This window comes from Streptomyces sp. NPDC001858, assembly GCF_053594615.1.
In genome coordinates this window covers 87,279-108,380 of sequence record NZ_JBSFEV010000033.1, presented here as the reverse complement: position 1 = coordinate 108,380, position 21,102 = coordinate 87,279, and the positions used below count along the sequence as shown (strand labels likewise).

Here is a 21,102-nt window from a genome sequence, read left to right as displayed (position 1 = left end):
TTAGACCTATTAACCACGCCGAAGCACAAAAAATGCCCCGAACGATCACAGGCGGGGCTCCAAGCACTACCGGAGCACCGCCGCGATTGCCGCGGGGCGCACTACCGGCGACTCCATCGTCCGTACGGAACGATGGTGGCCGCCTGACCGGGGTGACCCGCCATCCCTGGGGACGGTCGGGTGGGAGTTCGGAGCCTCCACTTTGTGGGCCGGACCGCTTGCTGGGTGGCACGCGTGTCCGACCGGTCGTTACCCGAGATTAGCAGCCTGCGCCAGCACTGGCCAATCGAGCCTCGATACGGCGCCGCCCCGCCCTGCGCCTATCGTGTCCTGCATGAGTGACACCCCTCCTGAGAACGCAGCCTTCGACGACATGACCCGCGACATCGCCGAGGTCCCGGCCGTCGAGGTGATCGTGACAGTCGCCGTCAACCTGATGAGCGCCGCCGCGGTGAAGCTCGGGCTCACGGAGGAGGGCGACAAGTACAAGGACCTGGACGAGGCCCGCAAGCTGGTGACGGCCCTCGCCGGACTGCTGGACGCGAGCGCGACCGAGATCAGCTCCTTCCACGCGGCCCCACTGCGCGACGGGCTGAAGTCGCTGCAGCTCGCGTTCCGCGAGGCCTCGCTCGTCCCGGACGAGCCGGGCCAGGGCCCGGGCGAGAAGTACACGGGCCCGGTCTACGGCTGATCGGGCGCGTCTCAGCTCTTCCGGTACAGGGGCTCGCCCGGAGGCGTCGTCCCGGCCGGAAGCAGTGCCAGGTCGAGGCCGCGCACCAGGCGGGCCCGCAGTGTCTCGTCGGCGGCGAGCCGCCGGGCCACCGAGCGGGCGGCCTCGGCGGGGACGGCCGCCGGGTCGAGGACGAGGGCGAGGGTGCCGTCGGCCGCCCCGGGGCCGAGGTGGGCGCTGAGGACCGCCGGTTCGGCGGCCACCGCGGCGCGGACCGCCGCCACCACCGCCGGATCGGCGAGCGGGTCGGTCGAGGTGCGGCCCTCGGCGAGCGCCAGCAGCACGGGCCCGCTCAGCTCGAAGGCCACCGGCCCGGCCAGATCCAGGACGACCGTGTCGGCCTTCTCGTGCGCGGCCGCCTGCAGCGCCTGGTGCAGGGGGACGGCGACCGGGCGGGCCTCGGGGTCCCAGCGGGCGAGCGAGTCGGTGGAGGTGAAGGCCGGCAAGGCGGTGCGGTCGCCCGCCTTCAGGGTGGGGACGGCCATGTCGCTGCTCTTCTCGCGGCGCAGCCCCTTCTCGTCCTCCTCGACCTCGCCGAGCACGGCCACCACGGGGACGAGCAGCCGGGCGCCCTTGAGGGCCGCGAGGACCGGGCCCACGGCGGTGCGGTCCTGCGCCCAGGCGGCGAGCGCCGCGCTCAGCCGGGGATCGGCTGAGCCGTCGTCGTCGGAGAAGCCGGAGTCGGGAATGTTCTTGTTCGCCACGGTCGTCGACCTTATCGGGGGGATGCTGCTGGGCTTGTGCGGGGACCGAAACGCGAGGGTGACGACTTTCATAGGATTCTCAGAATTCCCTGACACGCCTCTAACGTGCGTCTAACGGCGTGCACAGTCGGGGCCCCGACCATCACGGGCATGGAGTCTTCCAGAGCACGTCGCAGCCGCCGCGCTCACCCCTCCCGGCGCCGTCCGCTCCTGTACACCGCGCTCGCCACGGTCGCCGTCCTGGGGGCCACGGCGGGCGGGACCGTTTATGTGAAGGCGCAGGCGCATGCGCGCGCGGGAGCCGTATCGTCATCGTCGTCCTCTCCGACTCCGTCGGCCTCGGCCTCGGCTTCGGAGCCCGCGAGCGAGGAGATGACGGTGGAGACGGTGGCGGTGCCCGAGCCGGACCACGACGCGCTGCTGGCGTCGGCGATGAAGTCGGTGACCGTGCCGGGGGACGCGGCCGTGTCCGTGGCCGTCCTCGACGTCGACTCCGGGGACAGCGCCACGTACGGCACGGGCGCCTTCGACACGGCGAGCATCGTCAAGGTGGACATCCTGGCGACGCTGCTGCTCCAGGCGCAGGAGGCGGACCGCCGGCTGACGACGGCCGAGAAGGCGTACGCCACCGCGATGATCGAGAACAGCGACAACGTCTCGGCGTCGGAACTGTGGCGGATCATCGGCAAGGCCGAGGGGCTCGACGCCGCGAACCGGGCGTTCGGGCTGACGAGGACCCAGGGCGGCGACGACATGCTGTGGGGGCTGACCCAGACCACGGCCGCCGACCAACTCAAGCTGCTCCAGCAGGTGTTCGGGGACGACTCCCAGCTGAGCGAGGCCTCGCAGAACTACCTCCAGGGCCTGATGGGGCAGATAGCCGCAGATCAGCACTGGGGTGTCTCGGCCGTGGCCGACGGGTCCTCGTGGGCGCTGAAGAACGGCTGGCTGGCGCGCAGCACGACCGCGCTGTGGGACGTCAACAGCATCGGGCGGGTGACCGCCGACGGCCGGGACTATCTGGTGGCCGTGCTGTCCGACGGCAACGCGACGCAGGCCACCGGGATCTCGCTGGTCGAGTCGGCGGCGCGGGCGGCGGTGTCGGTCTTCACCGAAACCGACGCGGACGCCGAGCCCACCGCCTCGGCCTCGGCGTCCGCCACCGGGTAGGCGCGGCCCGCCGGTCGCGCCCGCGCGGCGGAGCCGCAGATGTCAGCGCCCCGCGCCCCTTCAGGGCGCTGCCGACTTCCCCGACCCGCTCAGAGCGGCTCGAACGCCTCGTGCGGGTCGGGCTCGCGGCGGCCGCGCCACAGGACGACCGCCGTCACCAGCAGCACTCCCCCGGCGCCGCCCGCGAGCAGGCCCGCCCAGCTCGACGTGTGGTCCTCCGGCTTCGGCTGGTCGGGGCCCGCGCCGAAGTACCGCTCGCCGTAGGCCGCGGAGCTCAGGCCCTCCGGCTTCAGGTCGGCGGCGGCCTTGATCGCGGCGGCCGGGTCGATGAAGCCGTAGCCCCGGGAGTCGTCGCGGCCGCCGGCGGGGGCGTTGCGGGCGGTGTCCTCCAGGAGCTTCTTTATCTGCGCCGGGGTCAGACCGGGGTGCGCGGCCTTGACGAGCGCCACCGCCCCCGAGACGTACGCGGAGGCGGCGCTGGTCCCCCAGCCCTGGTAGTACTTGTGGTCCGGATCGGCGATGACGACGTCCTGGCCGGGCGCGCTGACCGTGGCGTACCAGCGGCGGGTGGAGAACACCGCGCGGGCGCCGTACCGGTCGACGGCGGTCGCGGCGATGACGCCCGGGTAGGCCGCCGGGTAGGAGATGTGGTCGCCCTTCTCGCCGCCGTTGCCGGCCGAGGCGACGACGACCGAGCCCTTCTTCAGCGCGTACTGGACGGCCTCGTCCTCGGCGGGCTCGGGGTGGGCGGAGGCGGAGTCGTCGCCGAGGGAGAGGTTGATGACCTCGGCGCCCTGGTCGGCGGCCCAGCGGATGCCTTCGGCGAGGGCGTTGCCCCGGGTGTTGCGGGCCTTGGTGCGCTGCGGGTCGCCGTCCTCCAGGATGACGCGGACGGGGAGGATCTTCGCCTCCGGGGCGATGCCGAGCACGCCCTCGCCGTTGTCGTAGCCGTGCCCGTGACCGGCGATGATGCTGGCCATCGCGGTGCCGTGGCGGGCCCAGGCGTCCTCGCCCTGCTTCGCGCCAAAGCCGACCATGTCCTTGCCGGTGAGGATGTTGCCGACGAGATCGGGGTGGTCGGCCTCGACGCCGGTGTCCAGGACGGCGACGGTGATGCCCTTGCCCTTGGTGGTCTCCCAGGCCTCCTGGGCGTGCAGGGCCTCCAGGGCCCACTGCTGGGCGCGGATGCTGTCGGCGTAGGCCGTGGACGGCGGCGCGAGGGCGACGGCGGCGGCGAGCAGGCAGCACAGGAGCCCGGCCCGGCGGGTGGCGCGGGTCGTACGGGTCGTACGGGTGCTCATGAGGGCTGCTCCGAGGGCGTGGCGGCGGTCTTGCGCAGGCCGCGCTCGATGCGGTCGGCGAGGCCCTGCGCCTCGTTGCCGAGGCCGGCCTGCGCGGGGGCCGTGGTGGCGCCGGTCGCGGTGGCCTCCGGGGCGGACTGCGGGGTTTCGACGGTGCGGCCGTCGGCCCAGCCGGAGACGGCGTAGACGACGACGGGTGCGTCGGTGAGGACGGAGATCGTCCACGCGGCGCGCTGCTTGTCGCCGAAGGCGGCTGCGGCGGTGTCCTTAGCGGCGTAGGGGCGGGGCATCAGGTCGGCCCGCTTGCCGAGGCCTTCCTTCGAGAAGCGGGTGTCGAGCGCGCGCATGGCGGCCGCGTCGGCCGTGGTGAACAGCAGGCCGACGGTGGTCACATAGCTCTGGGTGGCGTCGGTGTAGGTGGCGCGCAGGAGCCGCTGGCAGCCGACCGGGGCGAGCGCCTTGAGCAGCAGCGGGTCCAAGCCGTCGGCGCAGCCGCTGTCCGGGGCGACGGCGATCCGCGTCCAGGTGCGGTCGGCGCCGCCGGGTCCGGCGCCCTGTCCGTCGACCGTGGGCGGGAAGAGCTGGTCGACGGGCACGTTGTGCCAGAGGCCGGCGGCGGCGGTGTAGGCGCTGCGCTCGCCGTCGCCCTCGGAGTCGCCGACGAGCCAACTGCCGGTCACGGCACCGCCGATGAGGCCCAGTCCGAGGACCACGCCGACGGCGGCCGCGGCGGCGCGTCCCCTTCCGGTCCGGTGCCGGGGTGTGTCGCCGTACCCCTCGGGCTGCGCGAACGTCACCACGGGCCGGGTGGCGCCCGCGGTGCCGCCGGGGGCCATGGGAGCGCTCCACGAAAGCGCCGGATCGGGCCCGCCCGGCGCGTCCGGGGCGGCATCAGGCCGCCTCGGCGCCTCGGGCGCGGGCGGCACGGAGGACGCCGGGGGCACGGAAGGCACAGGCGGCACAGGCGGCACGGACGGCACCGGGGGCACGGACGGCACGGTGAACTCGGGCTGCCGCAGGGCAGCGCCGGGAGTCCACGCCGGCCCGTCGTCCGCCGAGGGGGCCATCGCAGCATCGCCACGCTGACCCGCACGAGCGGGAGACCACGCCGGCCCCCCATCCGCCGCGGCATCGCCGCGCTGACCCGCACGAGCGGGAGACCAGGCCGGCGCCTCGTCGGCCCCGGGAACCGCCGCAGCATCGCCGCGCTGACCCGCACGAGCGGGAGACCACGCCGGTCCCTCATCCGTCGCGGCGTCGCCGCGCTGTCCCGCACGGGCGGGAGTCCAGGCCGGTCCCCCGTCGGCCCCGGGAACCGCCGCGGCATCGCCGCGCTGTCCCGCACGAGCGGGAGACCACGCCGGCCCCTCATCCGTCGCGGCGTCGCCGCGCTGGCCCGCACGGGCGGGAGTCCAGGCCGGTCCCTCATCGGTCCGGGGAACCGCCGCGGCGTCGCCGCGCTGTCCCGCACGGGTGCTGTCCGCCTCCGTCTCCTGCCGGCTCCGTCCCGGCGCGGGCACCCAGCCGCGCGGCAGCGGCGACCAGGCACTGTCGGAATCGGCGGCGGGCCCACTGTCGGACCCCACGCCCCGCTCCTCGGGCGACGGGCCCGCAGGACGCGGCGCGTCCGAACCGGCGGCACGCGAACCCTCCCAGCGGGGCGGGCGCGCGCCCTCTCGGGCTGCGGAGCCGGCGGCACCTGCGGCCGTGGGGCCCGACTCCGATGGCCGGCCCGCCGGACGCGGCGTGTCCAAACCCGTGGCGCGCGAACCCTCCCAGCGGGGCGGGCGCGCGCCCTCTCGGGGTGCGGGTGGTGTGCCGGTGGGGCGGCGGGGGGCGCGGCGGAAGTCGTGGGGTGGGGTGGCGCGCGGAACGCCCGCGGTGCGCTCTGCGGCTCGTCCGGGCGACGTCGTGTCGTCGCGTCGCGGGGTCGAGGCGGGGCGGCTCGGCCGCGGCGGGATGTCCGGGAAGCGGGCCGACGCGGGCGGCGGGGGCGGGGCCATGTCGTCCGTGTGCTGGGCCCGCAGGCCGAAGAAGCGGGAGGGGACGGGCGGGGCGGGCGGCGCCTGTATCCCGTCAGCCGCGTCGTCCGAAGGGTCCGGGCCCGCCGCCGTCGGCGGCTCCGGTGGGCGGGGTGGGGTCGTCGGGCGGGGCGGGACGCCGGGGCGGGGAGGCACGTCCGGGCGCTGGGGGACCGAGGCGCGGAGTTCTTCCGTGCTCATGCATCCCCCGTTTCCTCGTCCCCGGGCCGTCGTTCTCCTACGCGGGCCGTCGAATCCCGTGCCCGGGTGGTCCCGGTGCGGACGGGACGCGACAGTCCGTTCCGGGCACGCATACCCGCACAGGAGGACCGGCATCCCGAAGCGGGCGCCCGGCCTGAGCCGTTCCTCCGTGCGTGCGCGTCACTCTACGGCTTGTCGCCGGTCGAACGGGAACCCGTCCGCGCCCCCCGGGGCTTCTGCCCGGAACGTCCCCCTACCCTGCGGTAATCCTGTCTGGCAGGCTTCGTTCATGACTGCGCGCGCCGCCGACCGGGCCCGTTACGACCGGGCCACCGCCCATCTCGACGCCCCTCTCGCCCTTGTGGACCTGGACGCCTTCGACGCCAACGCGGAGGACCTGGTGCGCCGGGCGGGCGGGAAGCCGATCCGGGTGGCCAGCAAGTCCGTGCGGTGCCGAACGCTGCTCGAACGTGCCCTGGCGAAGGACGGCTTCGCGGGGATCATGTCGTTCACCCTCGCCGAGTCGCTGTGGCTGGCCCGGTCGGGGTTCGACGACATCCTGCTCGCCTACCCGTCCGCCGACCGCACCGCCTTCGCCGAACTGGCCTCCGACCCGAAGCCGGCCGCGGCCGTCACCGTCATGGTCGACGACGTCGCCCAGCTCGACCTGATCGACGCGGCGCGCGGCGAGGGGACCGAAGTCATCCGGGTCTGCCTGGAGTTGGACACCTCGCTGAAGCTGCTGGGCGGCCGGCTGCGGGTCGGCGCGCTGCGCTCGCCGCTGCACTCCCCCGCCCAGGTCGCCGACGTGGCGCGGGCGGTGGCCCGGCGGCCCGGCTTCAAGCTCGTGGGGATCATGGCGTACGAGGGTCATATCGCCGGGGTCGGCGACTCGCTCGCCGGGCGGCCCTTCCGGTCCCGGGCGATCCGGCTGATGCAGGCCACCGCCCGCCGGGAGCTGGCCGAGCGGCGCGCCGCGGTGGTGCGCGCGGTGCGGGCCGTCGTCCCGGATCTGGAGTTCGTGAACGGCGGCGGGACCGGCAGTGTGCAGCACACCGCCGCGGAGGACGCGGTCACGGAGATCGCGGCCGGGTCGGGGCTGTACGTGCCGCGGCTGTTCGACAACTACACGTCGTTCAGCGGGCGTCCGGCCGCCCTGTTCGCCCATCCCGTCGTCCGGCGGCCGGGGGTGGGGGTCGTGACCGTCCTCGGCGGCGGCTATCCGGCCTCCGGCGCGGCCGGAGCCGACCGGCTGCCGGTGCCGTATCTGCCGGAGGGGCTGCGCTACGACCCCCAGGAGGGGCCGGGCGAGGTGCAGACGCCGCTGCTCGGCTCCCCCGCCGACGATCTGCTGATCGGCGACAAGGTGTGGTTCCGGCACGCGAAGGCCGGTGAGCTGTGCGAGCGGTTCGACGTGCTGCACCTCGTCGAGGGGGACGAGGTGACGGCGACCGTGCCGACCTATCGGGGCGAGGGTCACACGTTCCTCTGACGCGGCCTACAGGGGCGTGACGTACGCGCCGGAGATCCCGCCGTCCACCAGGAAGTCGCTGGCGTTGACGAACGAGGAGTCGTCGCTGGCCAGGAAGGCCACGGCGGCGGCGATCTCCTCGGCCTCGGCGAACCGGCCGACCGGGATGTGGACCAGGCGGCGGGCGGCCCGCTCCGGGTCCGTGGCGAACAGCTCCTGGAGGAGCGGGGTGTTGACCGGCCCGGGGCAGAGGGCGTTGACGCGGATGCCCTCGCGGGCGAACTGCACGCCGAGTTCGCGGGACATCGCCAGCACACCGCCCTTGGAGGCCGTGTACGAGATCTGGGAGGTGGCCGCGCCCATCCTGGCCACGAAGGACGCCGTGTTGATGATGGAGCCCTTGCCCTGGCGCCGCATATAGGGGATGGCGGCCTTGCAGCACAGGTAGACGGAGGTCAGGTTGACCTCCTGGACGCGCTTCCAGGCCTCCAGGCCGGTCTCCAGGATGGAGTCGTCGTCGGGCGGGGAGATGCCGGCGTTGTTGAAGGCGATGTCGACGCTGCCGTAGGTGTCGTAGGCGGTCTTGAACAGCGCCTCGACCTGCTCGGGGTCGGTGACGTCGACCTTCACGAAGATTCCGCCGACCTCCTCGGCGGCCGCCTTGCCGCGGGTCTCGTCGACGTCGCCGCAGACGACGTGCGCGCCCTCGGAGGCGAGCCGGCGTGCGGTGGCGAGGCCGATGCCGCTGCCGGCTCCGGTGATGACGGCCGTGCGGCCGACGAGTCGGCGGCACACAATCTGTTCGGTCACTGTGCGGGGCCCTCCGTGCTGATGAAGACGTTCTTGGTTTCGGTGAAGGCGGTCAGGGCGTCCGGTCCCAGCTCACGGCCGACGCCGGACTGCTTGTAGCCGCCGAAGGGCGTCCAGTAGCGGACGCTGGAGTGGGAGTTGACGGACAGGTTGCCGGCCCGCACGGCCCCCGAGACGCGCAGCGCGCGGCCGATGTCCCGGGTCCAGACGGAGCCGGAGAGGCCGTAGGGGGTGTCGTTGGCGAGCCGGATCGCGTCCGCCTCGTCGGTGAAGGGGAGCAGGACGGCGACGGGGCCGAAGATCTCCTCGCGGGCGGCGGCGGAGTCGGAGGCCTCGCCCGTGAGCACGGTCGGCGGGAACCAGAAGCCGGGGCCCTCGGGGGCCGTGCCGCGCAGCGCCGGGGCGTCGTCCGGGACGAACGACCGTACGCGGTCGACCTGTTGCCGGGAGATCAGCGGGCCCATCGTGGTCGCCGCGTCGGCCGGGTCGCCGACCACCACGGCGGACAGCTCGCGGGCCAGATGGTCGGCCACCTCGTCGTACACCGACTCCTGGACGAGGATCCGGGTGCGGGCGCAGCAGTCCTGGCCGGAATTGTCGAGGAAGGAGAACGGGTCGACGGCCCGCTTGAGGTCGGCGTCGGCGAAGACGACGTTGGGGCTCTTGCCGCCGAGTTCGAGGGTGACCGGCTTGACCTGGCGGGCGCAGCGTTCCATGACCTCGCGGCCGGTGGCGGTGGAGCCGGTGAAGACGATCTTCGCCACGCCCGGGTGGTCGACGAGCGCGCGTCCGGCGACCGCGCCGTGGCCGGGCAGCACCTGGAAGAGGTGCTCGGGCAGGCCCGCATCCAGGGCGAGTTCGGCGAGCCGCAGGGCGGTGAGCGGGGTGGTCTCGGCGGGCTTGAGGAGGACGGCGTTGCCGGCGGCGAGGGCGGGGAAGGAGCCCCAGGCCGCGATGGGCATGGGGAAGTTCCAGGGGGCGATCACGCCGACCACGCCGAGCGGCTCGTGGAAGGTGACGTTCCAGCCGCCGGGGACCGGGATCTGGCCGCCCAGCAGTCGTTCGACGCCGCCGGCCGCATAGAGCAGCAGGTCGCGGGCGTTGCCGGCCTCCCAGCGGGCGTTGCCGAGGAGATGGCCGGCCTCGCGGACCTCCAGCAGCGCCAGTTCCTCGATGTGCGCGTCGACGACGTCGGCGAAGCGGCGCAGCAGCCGGGCGCGGTCGGCGGGCGCCAGCGCGGCCCAGCCGGTCTGGGCCCGTGCGGCGCGGGCGACGGCCGCGTCCACGTCGGCCTCGGTGGCGGCGGGGACGGTCGCGACGACCTCCTCGGTGGCGGGGTTGAGGACGACGAGTTCGTGCGGGTCGGACACGGGGTGACCTTTCACGGGCGTACGAATCACGGGCGTGCGAATCACCGGCGTTCGCATCACAGGCGTTCGAAGGAGCGGCGCAGTTCCCAGTCGGTGACGGCGGCGTCGAAGGCCGCCAGCTCGACGCGGGCCATGTTGGCGTAGTGCGCGACTACTTCGTCCCCGAAGGCGGCCCGGGCGATCGGGCTGGCGGACCACAGCTCGGCGGCCTCGCGCAGGGTGGTGGGGACGTGCGCGTAGTCGCCGGTGTAGGCGTTGCCGGCGCAGGCCTCGGGCAGCTCCAGCTTCTGCTCGATGCCGTGCAGCCCGGCCGCGACCAGTCCCGCGACGGCGAGGTGCGGGTTGACGTCGCCGCCCGGCAGCCGGTTCTCGAAGCGCATCGAGCGGCCGTGGCCGACGATCCGCAGCGCGCAGGTGCGGTTGTCGTAGCCCCAGGCGACGGCGGTGGGGGCGAAGGAGCCCGGCTGGAACCGCTTGTAGGAGTTGATGTTGGGGGCGTAGAGGAGGGAGAAGTCGCGCAGTGCGGCCAGTTGTCCGGCGAGGAAGTGGCGCATCACCTCGGACATGCCGCCGGGGTCGTCGGCGGTGCCGGCCATGACGTTGGCGCCGTCGGCGTCGGTGAGCGAGAGGTGGATGTGGCAGGAGTTGCCCTCGCGCTCGTTGTACTTCGCCATGAAGGTGAGCGAGACGCCCTCCTGGGCGGCGATCTCCTTGGCGCCGGTCTTGTAGACGGCGTGCTGGTCGCAGGTGACCAGGGCCTCGTCGTAGCGGAAGGCGATCTCGTGCTGGCCGGGGTTGCACTCGCCCTTGGCGGACTCGACGGTGAGGCCGGCGCCGGTCATCTCGTTGCGGATGCGGCGCAGCAGCGGCTCGATGCGGCCGGTGCCGAGGACCGAGTAGTCGACGTTGTACTGGTTGGCCGGGGTCAGTCCGCGGTAGTTCGCGTCCCAGGCGGCCTCGTAGCTGTCCTTGAAGACGATGAACTCGAGTTCCGTGCCGACCTGGGCGGTGAAGCCGTGCTCGGCGAGGCGCTCCAGCTGGCGGCGCAGGATCTGGCGCGGTGCGGCGACCACGGGCGAGCCGTCGTTCCAGGCGAGGTCGGCGATCAGCATGGCCGTGCCGGCGTTCCAGGGCACGCGGCGCAGGGTGGCCAGGTCGGGGCGCATGGCGAAGTCGCCGTAGCCGCTCTCCCAGGAGGACATGGCGTAGCCGTCGACGGTGTTCATCTCCGTGTCGACGGCGAGGAGGTAGTTGCAGCCCTCGGTGCCGTGCCGCAGGACGTCGTCGAGGAAGAATCCGGCGGCGAACCTTTTGCCCTGGAGCCGCCCTTGCATGTCGGGGAAGGCCAGGACGACAGTGTCGATCTCACCGCTCGCGACGAGGGCGTGCAGCTCCTCGACGCCGAGCGGGGGTGTGCGGTCTGCCACGGGACGGCCTCCTTCGGCTTCCTCGGCTGCCTGAGGCGGCCGGGAGCCATAAGGTATTGCGGAGAACCATTGCTTGGGAAGGGGGCACGGCCAGATGTCGGTGGACGCTGACGGCGGACCGGACGACCGGCTGACGCCGGTGCTGCGGCCGGTGCGCGCCGGGAACGGCTTCGAGGAGGCGCTGGAGCAGATCCTCCAGGTGGTGCGGCTGGGCCTGGTGCCGGGGGGCGAACGGCTGCCGGCCGAGCGGGACCTGGCGGAGCGGCTCGGGATCAGCCGGGTGACGCTGCGCGAGGTGCTGAAGGTCCTCCAGGACCAGGGGCTGGTCGAGTCCCGCCGGGGCCGGTACGGCGGAACGTTTGTCCTGCCGCGTGCGCTGCCGCGCGCGGACGCCGACGGCGAGGACGAACTGCGGCGGCGGATCGCGGAGACGGACATCGAGGACGTGCTGCGCTTCCGCGAGGTGCTGGAGGTGGGCGCGGCCGGGCTGTGCGCCACGCACGGGCTGACGGAGGAGCAGGCGGAGCGGCTGCGCGAGGCCCTGGCCGCCACCGCGGACGCGCCGCTGGCCGACTATCGCCGGCTGGACACGATGCTCCACCTCACCCTGGCCGAGCTGTGCGGCTCCCCCTCGCTGACCGCGCGGTACGCGGCCGTGCGGGCCACGGTGAACGACCTGCTCGACTGCATCCCGCTGCTCGTCCGCAACCTGGAGCACTCGCAGCGGCAGCACACCGCGCTGGTGGAGGCGGTGCTGGACGGGGACGCGGACGGCGCGCGGGAGATGATGCGGGAGCACTGCGCGGGGACGGCGGCCCTGCTCAGAGGCTTCCTGACGTGAGCACGAACATGCGAGGCCAAAGGTATGCAGAAATTCCATTGAGCGGCGAGGAGAGCACATGGCGAGCGGCAGGCCGCTGATCGGCGTCAGCACGTATCTGGAGTCCGGGACGCGCTGGGGCGTGTGGGAGGTGGAGGCGGCGCTGCTGCCCGCCGGGTACCCGCGGCTCGTGCAGCGGGCGGGCGGGCTGGCCGCGATGCTGCCGCCGGACGCGCCCGAGCACGCGGCGGCGACCGTGGCCCGCCTCGACGGCCTGGTGATCGCGGGCGGCCCCGACGTCGAGCCGCTCCGCTACGGCGCCGAACCCGACCCCCGTACGGGGGCCCCGGCCCCGCAGCGGGACGCGTGGGAGCTGGCCCTGATCGACGCGGCGCTGGCGGCGGACGTCCCGCTGCTCGGCATCTGCCGGGGCATGCAGCTGCTGAACGTCGCGCTCGGCGGCACCCTGACCCAGCACATCGACGGCCATGCCGAGGTCGTCGGCGTCTTCGGCCGCCACCCGGTCAAGCCGGTCCCCGGCACGCTGTACGCGTCGGTCGTCGCGGAGGAGACCGCCGTGCCCACCTACCACCACCAGGCGGTGGACCGCCTCGGCACGGGCCTGGTCCCGTCGGCGTACGCGGCGGACGGCACCGTCGAGGCCGTCGAACTGCCCTCCGCGGGCTGGGCGCTGGGCGTGCAGTGGCATCCGGAGATGGGCGAGGACGTCCGGGTCATGAGCGCCCTGGTCGAGGCCGCCGCCCGCCCACGGCCCGAGCGAACGGTCGCCGTGCCGCCGGACGCTCTACGGGCTGAACGGCGCGCGCTAAGCGGGTCGGGCGAAGTCGGCTGCGGTACGGCAGCGCCCTGAAGGGGCGCGGGAAACTGCGCGACCAGCCACGACGAAGCCGCAGCGAAACGACGGCCCATCGCGGCGCAGCCGGCGGAGCGCTTACCCCCGGGTCAGCGTCAGCAGTTCTCTCGCCGGGCCCGTCGGGCGGTGGCCCGTCGGCCAGACCGCGCGCAGGTCGCGGGCCAGGGAGACGCCCTCGACCGGTATCTCGACCAGGCGGCGCAGCGCGAGTTCGTCGCCGACGGCCAACTCGCTCAGGACCGCCGGGCCCGCCCCGCTCACCGCCGCCGCCTTCACGGCCGTCGTCGAGGAGAGCTCGATCAGGGGGCGGGCCAGACCGCCCAGCGCCGAGTCGAGGACCTGCCGCGTCCCCGAGCCCTCCTCGCGCAGGATCAGCCGTGTGGCCGCCAGCTCGGCCGCGGGCAGCGGGCGTCGGCGGCGGGCCCAGGGGTGGGCGGGCGCGACGACGACGATCAGGTGGTCGTGGGCGATCACCGCGGAGTCCAGGCCGGGCGGCACCGTGAGGCCCTCCACGAAGCCGAGGTCCGCCTCCCCGGTCAGCAGCCGTTCGGCCACCGCCGCGGAGTTGCCCGCCAGCAACGACACCGCCGTGTCCGGCCGGCCGGCGCGCAGCGCGAGCAGCCAGCCGGGCAGCAGGTACTCGGCGATCGTCATGCTCGCCGCCACCCGCAGCCGTGAGTCCCGGCGGTCGCGCAGCGCCTGCGCGCCCGCGTCGAACGCCTGCGCCGCCTCGACGATCCGCCGCGCCCAGTCCGTGACCAGCGCGCCCGCGTCGGTGAGCCGGGAGCCGCGCGGCGACCGGTCCACCAGGGCCACGCCGAGCTGGCGCTCCATCGAGCGGACGCGGCTGCTCGCGGCCGGCTGGGTGATGCCGAGCTCGCGCGCGGCGGCGCCCAGACTGCCCAGCCGGGCCACGGCCAGCAGCAGCTCCAGCGCGCCCAGGTCCGGGACGCGGTGCGCGATCGAGCCTCCGCCACTACCGGGCCGCTGCTCCTCCGCACCGGCCGGACCGAAGGGACCGGTCGCACCGGTGGGACCGCCCGCACCGGCCGCACTCGTCACGCTCGCCTCGCTGCTCATAAGCCCAGTTTATGTCCCCATAGAGGCGTCCTCCCTGGTCGCCGCCGTGGCCCCGCGCGACCGTGGAGTCATGGTCACCGCCGTCCGTCACCTCGGACCGAACTGGTACGCCGCGGTCATGGGCACCGCGATCGTCGGCACGGCGGGAGCCGCCCTGCCGGTGCGGCTCCCGGGGCTGCGGCCGCTCTGCGCGGCCTTCTGGGCGCTCTCCCTCGCCCTGCTGCTGATCCTGCTCGCCGCCCGCGCCCTGCACTGGCGGCACCACCGCGACCAGGCCCGCGCCCATCTCCTGGACCCGGCGACGGCCCCGTTCTACGGCTGCCTGGCGATGGCGCTGCTCGCGGTCGGGGGCGGCGCGCTCGCCGTCGGCCGGGACTGGATCGGCCTGCGGGCCGCGGTGGCGCTGGACGCGGTGCTGTTCTGCGCGGGCACGGTCGTCGGGCTCGTGGCCGCCGTCGCCGTCCCGTATCTGATGGCCGTACGCCATCGGGTGGAGCTCGCGCAGGCCACGCCCGTGTGGCTGCTGCCGCTCGTCGCGCCCATGGTGTCCGCGGCGCTGGGGCCGCCGCTGGCGCCGTATCTGCCGGCCGGGCAGCCGCGGCAGACCCTGCTGCTCGTGTGCTTCGCGCTGTTCGGGCTGAGTCTGCTCGCCACGTTCCTCATGCTGCCGGTGGTGTTCGGGCGGCTGGTGACGGGCGGGCCGCTGCCCCTCGTGCTCACCCCGACCCTCTTCCTCGTCCTGGGCCCGCTGGGGCAGTCCACCACCGCCGTCGGGAACTTCGCGCAGGCCGCCCCGGGGGTCGTGGCCGGGCCGGACGGTCGCGGTCCCGCCGTGCTCGCGGTGCTGTACGGGGCGCCCGTCATGGGGTTCGCGCTGTTCTGGCTCGCGCTGGCCACCGCGCATGTGGTGCGGGCCCGGCGGCACGGGATGCGCTTCGCGATGACCTGGTGGGCGTTCACCTTCCCGGTCGGCACCTGTGTGACCGGTGCGGCGGCGCTGGCCCGGCACAGCGGGCTGGTCGCCTACGACGTGCTCGCGTGCGCGCTGTACGCCGTCCTCGTGGCCGCCTGGGCGGTCGTCGCCGTGCACACCGCGCGCGGGCTGCTCAGCGGTGCGCTGCTCGCCGCGCCCCGGCCAGCGCCGCGCCCAGCGCCTTCGGCGCTTCGGCCAGCGACGGCCCGTACCACGTCAGGTGCCGTCCGCTGACAAGCGCGCAGGGCAGGCCGGGGAAGGCTTCGGGGCCGTCCTCGGCGGTGAAGCGGTAGGGCTCGTCCGGGAGGACGACCAGGTCCGGCCCGGCCGCGCGCAGCTCGTCGAGCGGGATCCGGGGATAGCGCTCGGCGTGCCCGGTGTACAGGTGGTCGACGCCCAGGCGGGCCAGCACGTCCCCGGCGAAGGTGTCGCGGCCCAGCACCATCCACGGGCGGCGCCAGATCGGCACGACGGCCGTCCGCCGTTCGGGCCCGGCGAGACGCGGCAGTGCGGCCCACGCCTCCTCCGCCTGCGCCAGCCAGCCCGGCCGGGCGGCCGCCCCGCACGCCCGGAGCACCCGGGACAGCTCTTCGAAGGCCTGCGGGACGTCCCGGACCTCCGTCACCAGCACGTCGAGGCCGGCCGCGCGCAGGGCGGCCAGGTCCGGCTCCCGGTTCTCCTCCTCGTTGGCGATCACGAGGTCCGGGGCGAGGGCGACGATCCGGTCGACGTCGGGGTTCTTGGTCCCGCCGATCCGGGGGACGTCGAGGTCCGCCGGGTGGCTGCACCAGTCGGTCGCGCCGACCAGGGCGGCGGGCACGGTGGCGGCCACGGCCTCCGTGAGCGACGGCACCAGCGAGACGACCCGCACTATGCGCTCCGCTGGAAGTGCCGATGTGCCGTCGTTGCGCTGCGGCGCCGTCGTGGCCGGTCGCGCAGTTCCCCGCGCCCCTTGATCCCCGGCCCGCACTACCGCTTCCGGCCCCGGTCGCGGTCCCGTACGGCCTCGATGTGCTCGGCGACGGCGACGACGATCACCCGGGTGTCCGGCACGGTCGCCCGCCAGCGGTGGCGGACCCCGCCGGTGAGGTACAGGGTGTCGCCGCGGCCGAGACGGTAGGCGCGGCCCTCCGCCTCGATCTCCACCGCGCCGTCGGCGACGTACATCAACTGGTCGTTGCGGTACTGGAATTCACGGCCGGCGTCGTGGTCGCCGGTGAACTCGGAGGCGTGCATCTGGTGGTGACCGCGCACCAGGGAACGCGAGCGGGGTTCCGGCGCCGGGACCGGTCCGGCGCCCGGACCCTGTTCGGTGACCTCGGCGCGTACGACGTCGACGCTGCACGCCGGATCGGCGGCGGCGAGGAGTTCGACGGCCGTGGTGCGCAGGGCGTCGGCGACCTTCTCCAGGGAGCTGGTGCTGGGCCGCGCGCGGTCGTTCTCGACCTGGCTGAGGAACGGGACCGACAGCCCGCTGCGCTCGGCCACGACGGCGAGGGTGAGCTCCAGGGAACGGCGCCGGCGCCGCACGGCCGCACCCACCCGCAGGGGCTGTTCTTTGTGGTCGCCCATCGCTCCGGCTCCCTCCTTCGCTCGTCGCTGCCATGACTGCCTCGGCCGTCTTCGGACTTCCTCCGAAGTTGGTCCCAAGGGTTCTCTGCACCCTACGCATGTTCGGCAAACCGTTTCATGTGCCCGTCACGTCGAGGACACATGGAGTGACACCGGACCTCACAGATCGCGCCAGTCGATCAGAGCCCGCAGAGGCCGCACGTGCGCCCGTCCTCCGCTTTTCCGGTTCAATGCGCGAACGGCCGTGAGTGTTCCCGCTCGTCCCCGGCTTCACCGGGGGTTCGGCTCGGGGATGGGCATAGCTCTTTGTGGTTGGCCGGATCCTTGCCGTGGGCGCACAGGGGGCGCGCGGGGAGCACGAGGGGCGGGCCCCGTCGCAGGCCGTGACGGCCGTGCGTCGGCGCCCGCCCCTCGTCGGACGGTCGCGGTGCTGTCAGGTCACCGGGCCGCCCGGCTTTCCCGCCCGGCATCCGCCACGGGCACCCACCGGTCGAGCAGCGCCGGGTTCTCCTTCAGCCAGGTGCGGACCGCGTCCTGCTCCTTGCCCTTGCCGGCCTTCTGGATGCGCGCCTCCAGACCGGTGAGCTGCGCCTCGGTCATCCTGAAGTCCTTCAGCCACTCGGCGGCCTCGGGGTTGTCGGCGGCGAAGCCCTTGCGGGCGAGGGTGTGCACGCCGTCCCCCTTGCCCCAGGCGCCCTGCGGGTCCTTGAGCTTCTTCAGGTCGTAGTCGCTGTACGCCCAGTGCGGCGACCAGAGCGTGACGACGATCGGCTTCTTCGCCGCGTAGGCGCGCTTGAGTTCGGCGAGCATCGCCGGGGTGGAGCCGTCGACGACCGTGTAGGAGCCGTCGAGGCCGTACTCCTTGACGACCTTGTCCTTGAGCAGACCCATCATTCCGGCGCTGGGCTCGATGCCGGTGATCCGGCCGTCGAACTCGGCGGCGTGGTTCTTCAGGTCCGCCAGGGAGTCGACGCCCTTCACGTACGAGGGGACGGCGAGCTCCAGGGAGGTGGGGCCGTACCAGGAGCCGAGGTCCTCCATCCGGTCGCCGTACTTCTTCCAGTACTCGGCGTGGGTGGTGGGCAGCCAGGCGTCGGTCTGGAAGTCGATCTGGCCGGTGGCGACGCCGGTGTACAGCGGGCCGGCGGCGTACTGGGTGGTCTTCACCTTGAAGCCGCGCTCCTCCAGGAGTTCCTTCCAGAGGTAGGTGGAGGCGATGCCCTCGTCCCACGGGATGTAGCCGATCTCGATCTCCCGGCCCTTGCCGACGTCCGAGCCGGAGGTCGCGGCGGTGGAGGAGGAGGCCGCGCCGAAGACGTTCATGCCGCCCGCGACCAGGGCGAGGACGACCACGCCGACCACGGCCACGGCCGGGCGCGGGCGGTACGTCCACACGGTTGCGCGGGCCTTGGCGGCGGCGCGGCGGCCGAGCGGGGAGATCCGGGTGCCGAGCGCGCCGGTCATCCGGTCCAGGTAGACGGCGAGGACGACGATGCCGAGGCCCGCTTCGAAGCCGAGGCCGATGTCGAGCTGTCCGATGGCCTCGTTGACGGCGCCGCCGAGGCCCCCGGTGCCGACCATGCCGGCGATGACGACCATCGACAGGCCCAGCATGATGACCTGGTTGACGCCCGCCATGATGGTCGGCAGCGCGAGCGGCAGCTGCACGCGCAGCAGGGTGTCGCGGGGTGTCGTCCCGAACGCCTCGGCGGCCTCGACGAGTTCGGGGTCGACCTGGCGGATGCCCAGCTCGGTCATCCGCACGCCCGGGGCGAGCGCGAAGATCAGGGTGGCGATGACGCCCGCGGGGACGCCCATGCCGAAGAACAGGATGGCCGGGATCAGCAGGACCATCGACGGCATCGTCTGGAGCAGGTCCAGGACGGGCCGCAGGGTCGCGCTGACGGCCTTCGAGCGGGCGGCCCAGATGCCCAGCGGCACGGAGACCACGAGCGCGATCACCGTGGCGACGAGCACCAGGGACAGCGTCGACATGGCGTCGTCCCACAGCGCCAGGGAGTCGATCAGGGCGAAACCGGCGAAGGCGAGGACGCCCGCGACGAGACCGCGCAGCCACCAGGCGAGCACCGCGAGGATGCCGGCGAGCAGCAGCGGCTCGGGGGCGGCGAGGACGGCGTCGATGCCGTCGTACATGCCTTCGACGATCGTCTTGACCGCGTCGAAGAGCCAGGACAGGTGGGTGACGAGCCAGTCGACGCCGGAGTCGACCCAGTCGCCGAGGTGGAGCCTAGGCATGGGCGCTCACCTTCCTCCCGTCGGCGGGCGAGCCGTCGCAGGCGATCGCCTCGCCCGCGTCGTCGTCGCCGAGGCAGCGGACCAGGCGCTGCCTGGAGACCACGCCGACGAGCTTGCGTCGCCCGTCGAGGACGGCGACCGGGTGGGGCAGCCGGGCGCTGAGCGCGCACAGCGCGGTGAAGGGGGTGTCGGGGGTCGCGGTCCGGCAGTCGCAGTCGGCCTCGTCGCCGCGCACGTCGGTGTCCATGACGGCGGAGGCGGTCAGGACGCGGGAGCGGTCGACGTCCTGGATGAAGGAGGCGACGTAGTCGTTCTCGGGGCGGATGAGGATGTCCTCCGCCGTGCCGGTCTGGACGATGCGGCCGTCGCGCATGACGGCGATGCGGTCGCCCAGGCGCATGGCCTCGTTGAGGTCGTGGGTGATGAAGACGATGGTCTTCTTCAGCGTCTGCTGGAGCGTCAGGAGCTGGTCCTGCATGTCGCGGCGGATCAGCGGGTCGAGCGCGCTGAACGACTCGTCCATCAGGAGCAGGTCGGCGTCGGTGGCGAGGGCGCGGGCCAGGCCCACGCGCTGCTGCATGCCGCCGGAGAGCTCGTCCGGCCAGGAGTTCTCCCAGCCGGCCAGGCCGCACAGCCGCAGCGCCTCGGCGGCGCGCTCCTCGCGTTCGCGGCGGGGGACGCCCTGGACGGCGAGCCCGTAGGCGGCGTTGTCGAGGACGCTGCGGTGCGGGAAGAGCGCGAAGTGCTGGAAGACCATGCTGATCTTGTTCGCCCGGACGGCGCGCAGGTCGCGGTCGGCGAGGGCGGTGAGGTCCTGCCCGTCGAAGAGGACACGTCCGGCGGTGGGCTCCAGCAGTCCGTTGAGCATGCGCAGCAGGGTGGACTTCCCGGATCCCGACAGGCCCATGACGACGAAGATCTGGCCCGGCCGCACGGTGAAGGAGGTGTCGATGACGGCGGCCGTGGCGCCGTCGGTGCGCAGCTCCTCCCGGTCGGCTCCGGCGTGCAGTCGCTCGACCGCCTGCTGGGGTCGTCTGCCGAACACCTTGTACAGATGTTCGGCCTCAATCCTGGAAGACACGCGTACCTCTCGATCGGGGACGGGGAACGACGCAGAGCGTCGGGAGCAGACGAGGGAGCGCTCCGCAACAGCAAACAGTTGAAAGCGCAACCTCAGGTCGCTCCGAGGCCGCGCCTGCCCTGGCCCCACCGGGGCAAACGTGCGAGTGGTTCAGTTCACAGCAGGTCAACAGTTGGTTTACGCGTGCCACGGGAGTGAATTCCCAGCCGTCGCGGGGGTCCGGGTGCGGCATGATGCGAGGCGTGACCGGACGACTGATGCTCCTCGACACCGCCTCGCTCTACTTCCGCGCCTACTTCGGCGTCCCGGACTCCGTGAAGGCGCCGGACGGCACCCCGGTGAACGCCGTGCGCGGACTGCTGGACTTCATCGACCGGCTGGTGAAGGACCACCGGCCGGACGAACTGGTCGCCTGCATGGACGCCGACTGGCGCCCCCGGTGGCGGGTCGACCTGATCCCCTCCTACAAGGCGCACCGCGTCGCCGAGGAGCGGGCGGCCGGGCCGGACGAGGAGGAGGTGCCGGACACCCTCGCGCCGCAGGTGCCGATCATCGAGGCGGTCCTGGATGTGCTCGGCATCGCGCGCGTGGGCGTCGCCGACTACGAGGCGGACGACGTGATCGGCACGTTCACCGCGCGGGCGAAGGGGCCGGTCGACATCGTCACCGGCGACCGCGACCTGTACCAGCTGGTGGACGACGCGCGCGGGGTGCGGGTGCTGTACCCGCTGAAGGGTGTCGCCACGCTGCAGCTGACGGACGAGGCGTGGCTGCGGGAGAGGTACGGCGTCGACGGGCCCGGGTACGCGGATCTGGCGCTGCTGCGCGGCGACCCGAGCGACGGTCTGCCGGGCGTGCCGGGCATCGGGGAGAAGACCGCGGCCAAGCTGCTGGCCGAGTTCGGCGATCTGCCCGGGATCATGGCGGCGGTGGACGACCCGAAGGCGAAGCTGACGCCCTCGCAGCGCAAGCGGCTGGACGAGGCGCGGCCGTATGTGGCCGTCGCGCCGAAGGTGGTCAAGGTCGCGGACGACGTGCCGCTGCCGGAGGTGGACACCGCGCTTCCGCGTTCGCCGCGGGACGGGGAGACACTGGAGGCACTGGCGGAGCGCTGGGGACTCGGCGGGTCGTTGCAGCGACTGCTGACGACGCTGGCGGCCCGGCCGGCGTAAGCATTGTTCTCGCATCAGGGAATGCCATTCGCCCCAGGCGGAAGTCATTCTCTGGAAGAGGGGTGATTC

General features: G+C 73.6%; 18 protein-coding genes. 7 read left to right on the top strand and 11 right to left on the bottom strand.

From position 1 onward, the window contains the following. Window positions 1-334: 334 nt before the first annotated feature. The gene (locus ACWCPF_RS34465) at window positions 335-691 is read left to right on the top strand and encodes a DUF1844 domain-containing protein (protein WP_451049036.1); all 357 of its coding nucleotides are present in this window, start codon (window positions 335-337) and stop codon (window positions 689-691) included. Window positions 692-702: 11 nt separating this feature from the next. Here the strand turns inward: ACWCPF_RS34465 and ACWCPF_RS34460 are convergent, their stop codons facing one another. Further along, window positions 703-1,434 (bottom strand): SseB family protein, encoded by a 732-nt coding sequence (locus ACWCPF_RS34460; protein WP_451049035.1) that lies wholly within the window; start codon window positions 1,432-1,434, stop codon window positions 703-705. A gap of 150 nt (window positions 1,435-1,584) precedes the next feature. Here ACWCPF_RS34460 and ACWCPF_RS34455 point away from each other — a divergent pair, with 150 nt between their 5' ends. Continuing rightward, entirely contained in the window at window positions 1,585-2,604 is a 1,020-nt protein-coding gene (locus ACWCPF_RS34455; protein WP_451049034.1) for a serine hydrolase, read from the top strand. A gap of 89 nt (window positions 2,605-2,693) precedes the next feature. Here ACWCPF_RS34455 and mycP read toward each other — a convergent pair whose 3' ends face one another. Together mycP and ACWCPF_RS34445 are read right to left on the bottom strand one after the other, a co-directional pair. Continuing rightward, window positions 2,694-3,905: a type VII secretion-associated serine protease mycosin gene (gene mycP, locus ACWCPF_RS34450; RefSeq protein WP_451049033.1), complete on the bottom strand. Its 1,212-nt coding sequence runs from the start codon at window positions 3,903-3,905 to the stop codon at window positions 2,694-2,696. Then, window positions 3,902-4,741, bottom strand: coding sequence for a hypothetical protein (locus tag ACWCPF_RS34445; protein WP_451049032.1), 840 nt, complete (start codon window positions 4,739-4,741; stop codon window positions 3,902-3,904). The genes mycP and ACWCPF_RS34445 overlap by 4 nt, the downstream gene beginning before the upstream one ends. Before the next feature lie 1,675 nt (window positions 4,742-6,416). Between ACWCPF_RS34445 and ACWCPF_RS34440 the strand changes: the two genes are divergently transcribed. Further along, a complete protein-coding gene (locus tag ACWCPF_RS34440) occupies window positions 6,417-7,619 on the top strand; it encodes an amino acid deaminase/aldolase (RefSeq protein WP_451049031.1) in 1,203 nt (400 codons plus the stop codon). Window positions 7,620-7,625: 6 nt separating this feature from the next. Here ACWCPF_RS34440 and ACWCPF_RS34435 read toward each other — a convergent pair whose 3' ends face one another. Genes ACWCPF_RS34435 through ACWCPF_RS34425 form a run of 3 tightly spaced genes read right to left on the bottom strand, consistent with a single transcriptional unit; the run spans window position 7,626 to window position 11,205 of the window. Then, window positions 7,626-8,408, bottom strand: a complete 783-nt coding sequence (locus ACWCPF_RS34435) for a 3-oxoacyl-ACP reductase (RefSeq protein ID WP_451049030.1) — start codon at window positions 8,406-8,408, stop codon at window positions 7,626-7,628. Further along, complete coding sequence (locus ACWCPF_RS34430; protein WP_451049029.1) at window positions 8,405-9,778, bottom strand: aldehyde dehydrogenase family protein; 1,374 nt, start codon at window positions 9,776-9,778, stop codon at window positions 8,405-8,407. Before ACWCPF_RS34430 ends, ACWCPF_RS34435 begins: the two co-directional genes overlap by 4 nt. 56 nt (window positions 9,779-9,834) lie before the next feature. Next, window positions 9,835-11,205 carry a glutamine synthetase family protein gene (locus ACWCPF_RS34425; RefSeq protein WP_451049028.1) on the bottom strand — a complete coding sequence of 457 codons (1,371 nt, stop codon included), beginning with the start codon at window positions 11,203-11,205 and terminating at the stop codon, window positions 9,835-9,837. 94 nt (window positions 11,206-11,299) lie between these two features. Here ACWCPF_RS34425 and ACWCPF_RS34420 point away from each other — a divergent pair, with 94 nt between their 5' ends. Both ACWCPF_RS34420 and ACWCPF_RS34415 read left to right on the top strand, forming a co-directional pair. Beyond that, entirely contained in the window at window positions 11,300-12,046 is a 747-nt protein-coding gene (locus ACWCPF_RS34420) for a FadR/GntR family transcriptional regulator (protein WP_451049027.1), read from the top strand. A gap of 58 nt (window positions 12,047-12,104) precedes the next feature. Then, window positions 12,105-12,896, top strand: coding sequence for a gamma-glutamyl-gamma-aminobutyrate hydrolase family protein (locus ACWCPF_RS34415; RefSeq protein ID WP_451049026.1), 792 nt, complete (start codon window positions 12,105-12,107; stop codon window positions 12,894-12,896). Window positions 12,897-12,977: 81 nt separating this feature from the next. Here the strand turns inward: ACWCPF_RS34415 and ACWCPF_RS34410 are convergent, their stop codons facing one another. Then, a complete protein-coding gene (locus ACWCPF_RS34410; protein ID WP_451049025.1) occupies window positions 12,978-13,979 on the bottom strand; it encodes a LysR family transcriptional regulator in 1,002 nt (333 codons plus the stop codon). Between the two features lie 70 nt (window positions 13,980-14,049). Here ACWCPF_RS34410 and ACWCPF_RS34405 point away from each other — a divergent pair, with 70 nt between their 5' ends. Then, on the top strand, window positions 14,050-15,186 hold the full coding sequence (locus tag ACWCPF_RS34405; protein WP_451049024.1) for a TDT family transporter: 1,137 nt from the start codon (window positions 14,050-14,052) through the stop codon (window positions 15,184-15,186). Here the strand turns inward: ACWCPF_RS34405 and ACWCPF_RS34400 are convergent. The 4 genes from ACWCPF_RS34400 to ACWCPF_RS34385 form a co-directional block, all read right to left on the bottom strand. Beyond that, window positions 15,086-15,823: a helical backbone metal receptor gene (locus ACWCPF_RS34400; protein WP_451049023.1), complete on the bottom strand. Its 738-nt coding sequence runs from the start codon at window positions 15,821-15,823 to the stop codon at window positions 15,086-15,088. The two genes, ACWCPF_RS34405 and ACWCPF_RS34400, sit on opposite strands and share 101 nt — an antisense overlap. A 98-nt stretch (window positions 15,824-15,921) precedes the next feature. Next, window positions 15,922-16,524, bottom strand: coding sequence for a helix-turn-helix domain-containing protein (locus ACWCPF_RS34395; RefSeq protein ID WP_363170266.1), 603 nt, complete (start codon window positions 16,522-16,524; stop codon window positions 15,922-15,924). Between the two features lie 438 nt (window positions 16,525-16,962). Then, entirely contained in the window at window positions 16,963-18,780 is a 1,818-nt protein-coding gene (locus ACWCPF_RS34390; protein ID WP_451049022.1) for an ABC transporter permease/substrate binding protein, read from the bottom strand. After that, window positions 18,773-19,861, bottom strand: coding sequence for a quaternary amine ABC transporter ATP-binding protein (locus ACWCPF_RS34385; protein ID WP_451049021.1), 1,089 nt, complete (start codon window positions 19,859-19,861; stop codon window positions 18,773-18,775). The genes ACWCPF_RS34390 and ACWCPF_RS34385 overlap by 8 nt, the downstream gene beginning before the upstream one ends. 230 nt (window positions 19,862-20,091) lie before the next feature. On the opposite strand from ACWCPF_RS34385, the gene ACWCPF_RS34380 reads away from it, so the two are divergent. Then, window positions 20,092-21,033 (top strand): 5'-3' exonuclease, encoded by a 942-nt coding sequence (locus tag ACWCPF_RS34380; RefSeq protein WP_451049020.1) that lies wholly within the window; start codon window positions 20,092-20,094, stop codon window positions 21,031-21,033. Window positions 21,034-21,102: the final 69 nt, after the last annotated feature.

What these genes read in the sequence shown, in the direction of transcription:
- ACWCPF_RS34420 (WP_451049027.1), top strand. Translation starts at nt 11,300, where the DNA reads ATGTCGGTGGACGCTGACGGCGGACCGGACGACCGGCTGACGCCGGTG.
- ACWCPF_RS34395 (WP_363170266.1), bottom strand. Translation starts at nt 16,524, where the DNA reads ATGGGCGACCACAAAGAACAGCCCCTGCGGGTGGGTGCGGCCGTGCGG.
- mycP (WP_451049033.1), bottom strand. Translation starts at nt 3,905, where the DNA reads ATGAGCACCCGTACGACCCGTACGACCCGCGCCACCCGCCGGGCCGGG.
- ACWCPF_RS34390 (WP_451049022.1), bottom strand. Translation starts at nt 18,780, where the DNA reads ATGCCTAGGCTCCACCTCGGCGACTGGGTCGACTCCGGCGTCGACTGG.
- ACWCPF_RS34445 (WP_451049032.1), bottom strand. Translation starts at nt 4,741, where the DNA reads ATGGCCCCCGGCGGCACCGCGGGCGCCACCCGGCCCGTGGTGACGTTC.
- ACWCPF_RS34440 (WP_451049031.1), top strand. Translation starts at nt 6,417, where the DNA reads ATGACTGCGCGCGCCGCCGACCGGGCCCGTTACGACCGGGCCACCGCC.
- ACWCPF_RS34405 (WP_451049024.1), top strand. Translation starts at nt 14,050, where the DNA reads ATGGTCACCGCCGTCCGTCACCTCGGACCGAACTGGTACGCCGCGGTC.
- ACWCPF_RS34380 (WP_451049020.1), top strand. Translation starts at nt 20,092, where the DNA reads ATGATGCGAGGCGTGACCGGACGACTGATGCTCCTCGACACCGCCTCG.
- ACWCPF_RS34410 (WP_451049025.1), bottom strand. Translation starts at nt 13,979, where the DNA reads ATGAGCAGCGAGGCGAGCGTGACGAGTGCGGCCGGTGCGGGCGGTCCC.
- ACWCPF_RS34415 (WP_451049026.1), top strand. Translation starts at nt 12,105, where the DNA reads ATGGCGAGCGGCAGGCCGCTGATCGGCGTCAGCACGTATCTGGAGTCC.
- ACWCPF_RS34465 (WP_451049036.1), top strand. Translation starts at nt 335, where the DNA reads ATGAGTGACACCCCTCCTGAGAACGCAGCCTTCGACGACATGACCCGC.
- ACWCPF_RS34455 (WP_451049034.1), top strand. Translation starts at nt 1,585, where the DNA reads ATGGAGTCTTCCAGAGCACGTCGCAGCCGCCGCGCTCACCCCTCCCGG.